Below are 9,609 nucleotides of genomic sequence, written 5' to 3'. Positions count from 1 at the left end.
AAACCACAGTTTGGGTTAATTCATCAAGCGGCGTTTTTTTTCGGTGGTAACCTCCTAATAAAACCGACAAGACATTACCCCTACCTGTGGTTTCAGATCCCAATCCAGCAATGCCAAATTTCTCCTCGACAATTAATAATTAATTATCAATTAATTTAAACAGCCGTTTCCGCCATTACCTCTACTGCTGCTACTGGTATAGATACCTCTGCTGCTTTGAGTTCGGCTTCAGCAGCCAGGAATTCGGCTAATTGAGTGCCAATTTCGCGACGGACGATGCCTCGGTATTCCAAGAAGTGTTCGATTTGAGCGCAAACGCCCAAATAACTACCCACCCCACCTGGATTGATCTGCTGCATACTCCAAAGATTGCGCCAGAACTGCCAACGGGTAGAACGCACAACCCCTTGTCGCCAACAGATGATGAGTAGAGCGCGAATTACAACCCAACTGAATGGTTTTTTGCGATCTTTACCTTTATCTGGGTAAGTGGCGGTACCGAGTGTGAGGAAGTGACGGTAAGTGCGATCGAGGAACTTAGATGGCTCGTATAATTCATCGAAGGCATCCATATACTCGCACGCAATTTCTTCTAAAGGACGAGTCGGCACAAAATTCATCAATGTGGTTTGATTGATATTTGCACCCTCGACACGCATCCGTCCTTCTCTGGTCAACCGATGCCATAGAGCGGTATCTGGCAATGCTTGGAGCATACTAAACACGGCAGTAGGAATATCGGTTTGTTCGACGAATTTGACAATTCGGTTGCCCGCACCTGTTTTTTCGCCGTCGAAGCCGATGATAAATCCTGCCATGACGCGGATGCCCGATTTGGTGATATTGTTCACCGCTTCGCTAAGGGAACTGCGAGTATTTTGGTGTTTCTGGGTGAGTGCTAAACTCTCTTCATCGGGGGTTTCAATGCCCAGGAAGACAGCTCCAAAGTTACATTTGACCATCAGATCCATCAGCTCTTGGTCGCCTGCCAAATCGACGGATGCTTCGGTAGCGAATGAGAAGGGATATTTGTGTTCGATCATCCATGGCAATAATTCTTTGAGCAACAGTTTGACATTGCGTTTATTGCCGATGAAATTGTCATCCACCATAAAGATACTGCGTCGCCAACCCAATTCGTAGAGATAATCGAGTTCTTTGAGCAGTTGTTCTGGTGCTTTAGTACGCGGTTTGCGACCGTAGAGGACGATAATATCGCAAAACTCACACTGGAAGGGACATCCCCGCGAAAACTGCACGGACATTTCGGCATAAGCATCGAATTCTAGCAGTTCAAAGCGAGGGACGGGAGTGCTAGTCACATCGGGACGTTCGCCATTGGGAGCGCGGAAAGTACCCGATAGTTGCCCTTGTTTGATGGCTTCGACAAAGAGGGGAATCGTCAATTCGCCTTCATCGAGGATCAGATAATCTGTCCCAACTTCGGATACTTCGTGGGGTAATGCGGTTGGATAAGGCCCGCCGACTGCGACTTTTTTGCCACGGCGTTTGGCTTCTTTAATTTGGGCGAGTAAATCTGGTTTTTGGACGATCATTGCCGAGCAAACGACCAATTCCGACCAATCCCACTCAGCTTCGGTAACTTCCCGAACGTTCAAATCGACGAGCTTATAGTTCCACTCTTGAGGTAGAATCGCCGCAACGGTGATCAATCCCAACGGTGGTATCAAAGCTTTGCGACCCATCAGTTCGATCGTTTTTTCAAATGACCAAAAGCTTTTAGGGAAACGAGGATAGAGGAGCAGAACGTTCATAATATTATCTCCAAGTAACGGCATTCCCCGTTAGGTGGAATGATGGACGCATACAACTTACTGACCCTAGTTTAATTGGTTTTGTTTCTTTGACAACACTATTAGCCTAAAAACTTTCTTAAATCGAATTCTTCAGGAGCCGTTTCCATGTTGCGATCGTCCTCAGTCGATCCGCGCTCGATTGAGGACGATAGCATGAGTAAGATTCGCTCGGTATAGTCTACCGCACCACATAATTCTCGATCGAGCAGATCCAATCCACCATTGGCATACTCTTCAAAGATTCGCACGCGCTGTTCTTCAAAATCAGCTCGATCTGGTGAAATGACATTAATATTTTCAGTAGCCGCGATCGCAATTAATTTCATGACCGGATCGTAGCCGCGAGCGATAAAGATTTCCATACTAATCGGCCCTGGTTCCTTTTTAGAAATTTCGCCCAGGGGGATGCGTTGTTTTTGTTTGGCACCCAACACTGCTGCAAATAAAATGACATCTGCATAAGTCTGAAATGGGCTGTTATTTTCAGTCGATGCCATTAACGATTTAACTAGTTCGGCTTTATCTCTCGCCACTCGGATGCGGTTTTCAGACATAACTTAGGGAATAGTAGAGTCAGGAATTGGTAGTTTGCACATTAACATTTTTGGCATCGGGCTTGAGTGCGAAAGTTGCAATTAAGATACCCAAAATCGAGAGAATTGCAGTTGGAATAAAGGCGTTGGTATAACTGCCAAAAATGTCTTTAGCACTACCAGCAACTAGCGTACCCGCTAAAGCTCCCGCTCCATAAGCTGTAAAAACGATGCCATAGTTTTTAGTGTAATTAGCTGGATTAAACATCGATAGCGTTGCGGTAGGGGCGATCGCCAGCCATCCACCTAAAGATAACCACAATAAACTGAAGGCAAAGAAATAATTGACAATTTGACCTTTACCAGTATTTAGCATCACGATCGAGGCAATTAAAATCATGGTGTAAGAGACAATCGCCGCCATTTTGGGCTTAATGCGATCGGTCAACCACCCGAAAATTGGGCGACCGATCCCGTTAAAAATTGCAAAAATTGATACCGATGTAGTAGACAGATTCGTATCGAGTTCGATAATTTCTTTGCCGACATTATTTGCAATCCCGATCGCCATCAAACCAGCCAGAGTCCCGATCGCATAACAGCTCCACAGCGCGAAAAAACTGGGCGAACTCAGCAAATTATCTGGCTTACTGCTGCTGGGGCTGGCGATAAACTGGGAACTGGGTTGCCAATCTGCTGGGGGAAATCTGAGCTGAGTGGCAATTGCTAATAAGATCGCTGTGAAAGACACCCCAAAAATTCTAAACGTGTTGCTGATACCATAAGTATCAATTAAAATTTTAGCCAGCGGTGCGGTAATTAATGGCGACAACCCAAAACCAACTACTGTTAAACCGACAGCCAAACCCTTGCGATCGGGAAACCACTTAGCGGTGACAGCAATCGGTACGCCATAGACAACTCCAATGCCAGCTCCCGCGATCGCACCATAGGTAATAATTAATAGTGGAATACTATTGGCAAAACTCGATAGAAAATATCCCAAGCCAACGATCGTTCCCCCCACGGCGGTTACTTTAGAAGCTCCATAACGTTCGATATAGCGGCTCGCGATCGGCATTAAAATGGCAAATACGACCAGTAATGTGGCGAAGGGTAGTAAAGTTTCTGTCGCCCCAATTGTCATGCCTTGCTTTTGCAAAGCTTCTGTCAGCGGCTTCCGAAAAATGCTCCAGGAATATACCGTACCCAAGCACAACATGGCAACGATACCGAGCGGTAAAAATAGCCATCGACCTTGCCGAGCAGGCAAGCCAAATAGTTTGAGATCGTTCATTTCAATAATTCCAGCATAGATCGATCGGACAGTATTAGAATAACCTGAGTTCTGCTGCTAATTTTAAAAGTTAGTACTTGCCCCAATTAGATCGAAATTACCTCAAATCGAAATTACCCCATCTTCTAGCTGAAGACAGGGTAATTTCGATCGGCTCGATGTTACTAAGGAGCGACTGCCAACTAGTCGATGAATATTTACATTCGACTAATTTCAGATTTATTTAGCAAGAATCGAAAAACTGCTTAAAACTGGCAAGTTAGCGACTAACAAGTAGGCAACTGCCGCACCACCAACACCGCCAATCAGGAAAGCAGAGGTAAATTCACCCCAACCTTTACCATTGAAATTCGCAGGTGGTGTGGGGGCTGCTACGCTAGGTAGCGGCGGTTCGGTAACTACAGCAGCATAAATGGATAGGCAAGCACTTAAAATAACTACCAATCCAATTGTGGCAGCCAATCCGGCGAGATAAGCTTGGTCGGTATGACGGAGCGGTCCTAAGAGAGTGAAGGGGCCGAGTAAGAAGTAGCCATGAGCCATTCCCACTTCTAATCCCCGTCGTTGAGGTGCCAAACCAGCCCGGTAAGCTGGTAAGTTGCTAATAAAAGATTGGATGATGCCAGAAGAGTTGACTGGAGTAGCTAAGTTACTAACTTCAGGATTGGGACTGCTTACAGCTTGAGGACTTGCCATAGAAAACCTCTTACAAATAGTTAAGGGAATGGAGGAATGGAGAGTCAGGGAAGCGGAATTAGACTAATGACTAATTCCTACTTACTAACACCAATTGTTACAAGGGATGAAATAATAAGTCGGGGAAAAAGCGATTGAACTCAATGATGATTCCCGCAGTAAAAGTCATCCACACTGCTGCCAATACTGGCGCAGTAGATAAAAATCTCAGAAAATGTGACATGGACTATCTCCAGAATTTAAGAGCGATATGTTGCGATTGTTGCCACAGCAGGCACGTTCGGTAAAATGGCGATTCGTAAATTTAGGTAAGTTGTCAGTTACATTGCTGTTAGCTGCCAACTAGGGTCTAACTACGCCGAAAACCGATCGTACTTACCGAGGAGAAACAGTAATTTCGCTATCTTTAGCAACTAATTTACCAGAGGTAAATTCACCTAAGGCAGCAGCAGGCCAAGCAAATCCGCCTAACATGCAGCTAACTGCTAAAGGTACATCGATGACGATTTCTTTGTCTTCGGTGTTGTCGCCTTTTTTAATCGCAATCATGTAAGCACGACCGACCCAACCGATCCAGCCCGCGATGTAGAGGAACAAGATGCTGGGGATGAGGAAGTCACCCGCGCGATCGAGTCGTCCATCTACAATCAAGTGTGGCAGTCCTTCTGGGCCGCACAGTGCTTGAGAGTACATTTCAAAACGTTTCTTGCCAGATTCGGGGTCGTTGGTGGTATTCCGCGCCATTTTCGCACGTTGTTGAAAAGCAGGAGAATCGCCACAACGAACGAGTCCGGCTACTTCTGAAGCTGATGCGAGGGGCGTAAAGTTAAACCAAAGACAGATGGCAAAGACAAAAGCCAACAGTTTTTTCATAGCAATTGTTTCCTTATATAACAAAACAAGTAGTTTTATTTACAAAACACACGATCGGGCTGCCGATCTGCTTTAGCAAAAAAACTATAATAGTCCTTTGGGAATTTTCAACGGTCTTTCGTGTCGATCGCGAAAGATCGCCGATACTGTAGAGATTGGGATATTTTGTCGATCGATCTCGATCGCTAAGTAGTGGAGTCTCCAGAAGAGAGGCTACGTTAACGAGTTAGTGTAATATCTGAATTAACAGGTACACTACGACGATTGCCAAATTATTTATCTCTATATTTCATCTTTAAAATTAGCAGCTAATGACAACAGTTTTATCAATTGAAACAAGTTGTGACGAAACGGCGGTAGCAATTGTTAACAATCGTAAAGTTTGCAGCAATATTATCGCTTCGCAAATCCCCATTCATACCCAATATGGAGGTGTGGTACCAGAAGTAGCGTCGCGGCAACATTTATTAACAATTACCGATTTAGTCGATCGAGCAATTCAGGAAGCAAATCTAGATTGGACGGAGATCGATGGGATTGCCGCGACAGTCGCGCCGGGATTAGTCGGCGCGCTGCTAATTGGCATGAGCGCGGCAAAAACCTTAGCAATTCTCCACGACAAGCCATTTTTAGGCGTTCATCATCTCGAAGGGCACATTTACGCATCTTATTTGAGCGCGCCAGAATTACAACCCCCTTTCTTGTGTCTGCTGGTATCTGGCGGACATACCAGCCTGATTCATGTCAAAGATTGTGGCGTATATGCCGAACTCGGAGCCACGCGCGACGATGCAGCGGGGGAAGCATTCGATAAAGTTGCCAGATTGCTAAATCTGGGCTATCCCGGCGGCCCCAAAATCGATCGATTGGCTGCGGAAGGCAATCCCAACCTGTATCCGCTGCCAGAGGGGAATATTTCGCTACATGGAGGTGGCTTTCATCCCTATGATTCGAGTTTTAGCGGGGTCAAAACTGCGGTGTTGCGCTTGACACAGAAGTTGCAAGCCGCAGGTAAAGAACTACCTGTTGCGGATATTGCGGCTAGCTTTCAACATAGTATCGCCCGATCGTTAACCAAACGCGCAATCGCTTGTGCGAGTGACTATGGCTTAAACACGATCGTTCTCGGTGGCGGCGTGGCTGCCAATCGCGGACTCAGAGCAACATTAGCAGCGGCAGCAAGAGATCGGGGAATTCAGGTATTATTTCCACCGTTGGAATATTGTACGGATAATGCGGCGATGATTGGATGTGCGGCGGCTGAACATCTAAGTCGGGGACATGTTTCTCCACTAGATTTGGGCGTACATTCGCGGTTATCGATTATGGAGGTGATGAGTTTGTATCGACACGCGTCTTGATGATTTAATTAGCCGCAGGAGATTGCCAATAAACTTCTTCTAAACCCACCTGATAATCTTGCGTCATCCAGACTAAACCCGCTTGAGTCACCTTGCCATCTAGTAGCGTAACCAGGGAAAAATTACGAACAGTCCGTTCGATCGTCGAGAGAATGCGCGGACAGCGTGCGGCATTAAGATAAATCGTACCATCTGGGTGGATGACAATTGGTTGGCGCAAGCGTTCTTTGGTATGCCTGAGCCTGTGGTGCATGTGACCGAAAGTAACCAGCGGAATCGATTTGCCTTGAGATTTAAGAATTGCGATCGCCTCAAACAAGTCAGGATCGCCGTAATCGCCACCAATTACCGTTTCACCCCAATCTTTACCACAAATAGATTCTGGGTCGTCTCCCAGCCCCGTGGGGCCATTATGTCCGATGATAATTAGGTGTTCGCAGGTTGCTCGATTGGCTTGTTCGACGATCCGCTGTGTGGATGCGGCAAAACTATCGACCCCAAATCTAGATTCGTAAAAGTCACTATACTTCCATTGCGGGCCGCCCCAGCTAAACGGACGACTGCCAATTATCGATAGATTGAATTGCGGAAAATCTAACTTACCATAACCGACACAACTCTCGCCCAATAGGTCGATTTGTTGCTGCACGCGATCTTCTACCAGTGGGTCGTAAGGGCTTTTGCTGCGTCCCCAATCGCTAGCGGTATACCAGGCATCGTGGTTGCCAAAAATTAATGCTTTAGGCAGCTTCAGAGCCGCAAGGCGACTGACTAATTCTACTGCTTCATTGCCAAAATCGCCGACAAACAACACCAAATCGACACCTAAATGTTGCAGCGCAACTTCATCAGCAGTTTCCCATTGGTCGTGAACGTCGCCGACGATCGCAATTTTAATCGGTGTGGTTGGATTCTCCAGCATGGTGTTTGACGATCGGTTTGTTTGCGCCCTTACTATTTTTACACGATCGTCGCCTTCGATCGAGATTCGGTAATTCTCATTTTAAAACTCTGACGCGATTTTATCGCTTCAATCTTGGCGATCGTTGACGACATCATGCGGATTGCAGCAGTTTTATTTTTAAAAACCAGCATCAGATCCGTTCCCGTGAGCCTCTCTAGTAAGAGAATCTCAATTTTCATCATGAGAATTACTGAATCTCGATCGCCGCGAATGGTAGATTGCCGCGCGATCGAGTGGAGGCGTTACTCGATCGGTTAGAATCTAAATTGGCCGACAGTTACCGATCTAAACTATTAACTGGCAACCGAGAACCAGATCTGTCGCGCAGATTCAGCTCGATCTCTGACAACAATTAGCTCCACTCCAATCGACATGTCATTAAGCGATCTCTCATCACAATTAGCTACACTCCAAGCCACAGCACTAGAGGCGATCGCCCAAACCCAGACGCTAGAAGCATTAGAACAACTGCGAGTCGATTACTTAGGCAAAAAGGGCGAACTTTCTAAAATATTGGGTGGGATGGGCAAACTTTCTGCTGATGAACGTCCGGCGATTGGCGCGGCGGCGAATTTAGTTAAAGATGCCATTCAGTCACAACTCGATCGGGTTAAAACCGATTTGCAAACAGCCCAAATTCAGGCACAATTAGCAGCAGAGACACTCGATGTCACCATGCCGGGGATATATTATCCTCAAGGACGGATTCACCCAATTAATTCGACGATCGATCGGATGGTAGATATCTTTGTGGGCATGGGTTACACCGTTGCCACAGGGCCAGAAATGGAGACCGATTACTATAATTTTGAAGCTCTCAACACCCCGCCAGATCATCCCGCACGAGATATGCAGGATACATTCTATCTCCCCGATGGCAATCTCCTCCGCACCCACACTTCCTCGGTGCAGATTCACTATATGGAAGAAAACGAACCACCAATTCGGATTATCTCTCCCGGACGTTGTTACCGTCGGGATACAGTCGATGCAACGCATTCCGCCGTCTTCCATCAAATTGAAATTCTAGCGATCGCACCCGATTTGACCTTTACCGATCTCAAAGGTACCATCAAAGAATTTCTGACTCAAGCATTTGGAATGGAACTACCGATTCGGTTCCGTGCTAGTTATTTCCCTTTCACCGAACCCTCGGCAGAAGTAGACGTACAATGGCAAGGGCGATGGCTAGAAATTATGGGTTGTGGCATGGTCGATCCCAACGTCCTCAACAAAGTCGGTCACGATCCGGAAGTATACAGTGGATTTGCGGCTGGGTTTGGGGTAGAACGGCTGGCAATGGTGCTACACCAAATCGATGATATCCGTAAGCTTTACGGTAGCGATCTGCGTTTTATGCGGCAATTTTAGGCTAGTTGCGATTGAGATTGGATTCTAGATCTCTTTTTAAATTAGTAAGTTACACATCCCCGACTTCTTGAGGAAGTCGGGGATGTAGGAAGTCGGGGATGTAAAGTGTCAAGTTAAATCGGCAATCGATATTTACAGGAGGTCGATCGAATGAGCGATGAATTAGTGATGCCGCAGTTAATCGTCGGATTGGGCAATCCGGGCACTAAATACGCCCAAACTAGGCATAATGTCGGCTTCGATCTTTTAGATGCTCTCGCCAAACGTTGGCAGATTAGTTTGAGCGATCGCAAACAATTTCAAGGCATTTATGGTGAAGGATTTGGTAGCAATAATAAAGTTAAATTGCTCAAGCCGCAAACCTTTATGAATCTGTCTGGGCAATCAGTCCGAGCGACGATCGATTGGTTTAAGTTACCACCAGAGTCGGTATTAGTCGTCTACGACGATCTCGATTTACCGCTAGGAAAAATTCGATTGCGACTGTCAGGTTCGGCTGGCGGACACAATGGGATGAAATCAATTATCTCTCATCTGGGCACTCAAAACTTCCCTAGAGTCAGAATTGGCATCGGTAAAAGTGCTGGGGAAAAGGATACGATTTCTCACGTTCTCGGTAAATTCTCGACAACCGAAACCCCGATTGTTAGTGAAGTTGTCTATCTGGTAAATGATGCGATCGAGATGAGTCTCAAAC

11 protein-coding genes are annotated in these 9,609 nt (G+C 46.2%); 3 read left to right on the top strand and 8 right to left on the bottom strand.

The genetic code is table 11. From position 1 onward, the window contains the following. Positions 1-155: 155 nt before the first annotated feature. From RMO79_RS16050 to RMO79_RS16025, 6 genes are all read right to left on the bottom strand, one after another. Complete coding sequence (locus RMO79_RS16050) at positions 156-1,775, bottom strand: B12-binding domain-containing radical SAM protein (protein ID WP_310484179.1); 1,620 nt, start codon at positions 1,773-1,775, stop codon at positions 156-158. A gap of 101 nt (positions 1,776-1,876) precedes the next feature. Further along, a complete protein-coding gene (locus RMO79_RS16045; protein ID WP_310484178.1) occupies positions 1,877-2,371 on the bottom strand; it encodes a DNA phosphorothioation-associated protein 4 in 495 nt (164 codons plus the stop codon). A gap of 19 nt (positions 2,372-2,390) precedes the next feature. Further along, the gene (locus RMO79_RS16040) at positions 2,391-3,647 is read right to left on the bottom strand and encodes an OFA family MFS transporter (protein WP_310484177.1); all 1,257 of its coding nucleotides are present in this window, start codon (positions 3,645-3,647) and stop codon (positions 2,391-2,393) included. A 219-nt stretch (positions 3,648-3,866) separates the two neighbouring features. Then, the gene (locus RMO79_RS16035; RefSeq protein WP_310484176.1) at positions 3,867-4,343 is read right to left on the bottom strand and encodes a photosystem I reaction center subunit XI; all 477 of its coding nucleotides are present in this window, start codon (positions 4,341-4,343) and stop codon (positions 3,867-3,869) included. A gap of 97 nt (positions 4,344-4,440) precedes the next feature. Further along, positions 4,441-4,566: a photosystem I reaction center subunit IX gene (gene psaJ / locus RMO79_RS16030; protein ID WP_295620345.1), complete on the bottom strand. Its 126-nt coding sequence runs from the start codon at positions 4,564-4,566 to the stop codon at positions 4,441-4,443. Positions 4,567-4,718: 152 nt separating this feature from the next. Then, positions 4,719-5,216, bottom strand: coding sequence for a Photosystem I reaction center subunit III (locus tag RMO79_RS16025; protein ID WP_310484175.1), 498 nt, complete (start codon positions 5,214-5,216; stop codon positions 4,719-4,721). Positions 5,217-5,527: 311 nt separating this feature from the next. Between RMO79_RS16025 and tsaD the strand changes: the two genes are divergently transcribed. Then, complete coding sequence (tsaD, locus tag RMO79_RS16020; protein ID WP_310484174.1) at positions 5,528-6,577, top strand: tRNA (adenosine(37)-N6)-threonylcarbamoyltransferase complex transferase subunit TsaD; 1,050 nt, start codon at positions 5,528-5,530, stop codon at positions 6,575-6,577. A gap of 4 nt (positions 6,578-6,581) precedes the next feature. Here the strand turns inward: tsaD and RMO79_RS16015 are convergent, their stop codons facing one another. Together RMO79_RS16015 and RMO79_RS16010 are read right to left on the bottom strand one after the other, a co-directional pair. Further along, a complete protein-coding gene (locus RMO79_RS16015) occupies positions 6,582-7,499 on the bottom strand; it encodes a TIGR04168 family protein (protein ID WP_310484173.1) in 918 nt (305 codons plus the stop codon). Positions 7,500-7,537: 38 nt separating this feature from the next. Then, positions 7,538-7,723 carry a hypothetical protein gene (locus tag RMO79_RS16010; RefSeq protein ID WP_310484172.1) on the bottom strand — a complete coding sequence of 62 codons (186 nt, stop codon included), beginning with the start codon at positions 7,721-7,723 and terminating at the stop codon, positions 7,538-7,540. A 190-nt stretch (positions 7,724-7,913) separates the two neighbouring features. On the opposite strand from RMO79_RS16010, the gene pheS reads away from it, so the two are divergent. Together pheS and pth are read left to right on the top strand one after the other, a co-directional pair. Next, on the top strand, positions 7,914-8,912 hold the full coding sequence (gene pheS, locus RMO79_RS16005) for a phenylalanine--tRNA ligase subunit alpha (protein WP_310484171.1): 999 nt from the start codon (positions 7,914-7,916) through the stop codon (positions 8,910-8,912). A gap of 150 nt (positions 8,913-9,062) precedes the next feature. Next, a partial coding sequence (gene pth, locus RMO79_RS16000) for an aminoacyl-tRNA hydrolase (protein ID WP_396136609.1) occupies positions 9,063-9,609 on the top strand: 547 nt, incomplete at its 3' end.

Origin of the sequence: Chamaesiphon sp. VAR_48_metabat_403, from assembly GCF_031422475.1 — a bacterium.
GTDB lineage: Bacteria > Cyanobacteriota > Cyanobacteriia > Cyanobacteriales > Chamaesiphonaceae > Chamaesiphon.
The sequence above is the reverse complement of the archived record's forward strand: the minus strand, read 5'-3'. Positions and strand labels throughout refer to the sequence as shown.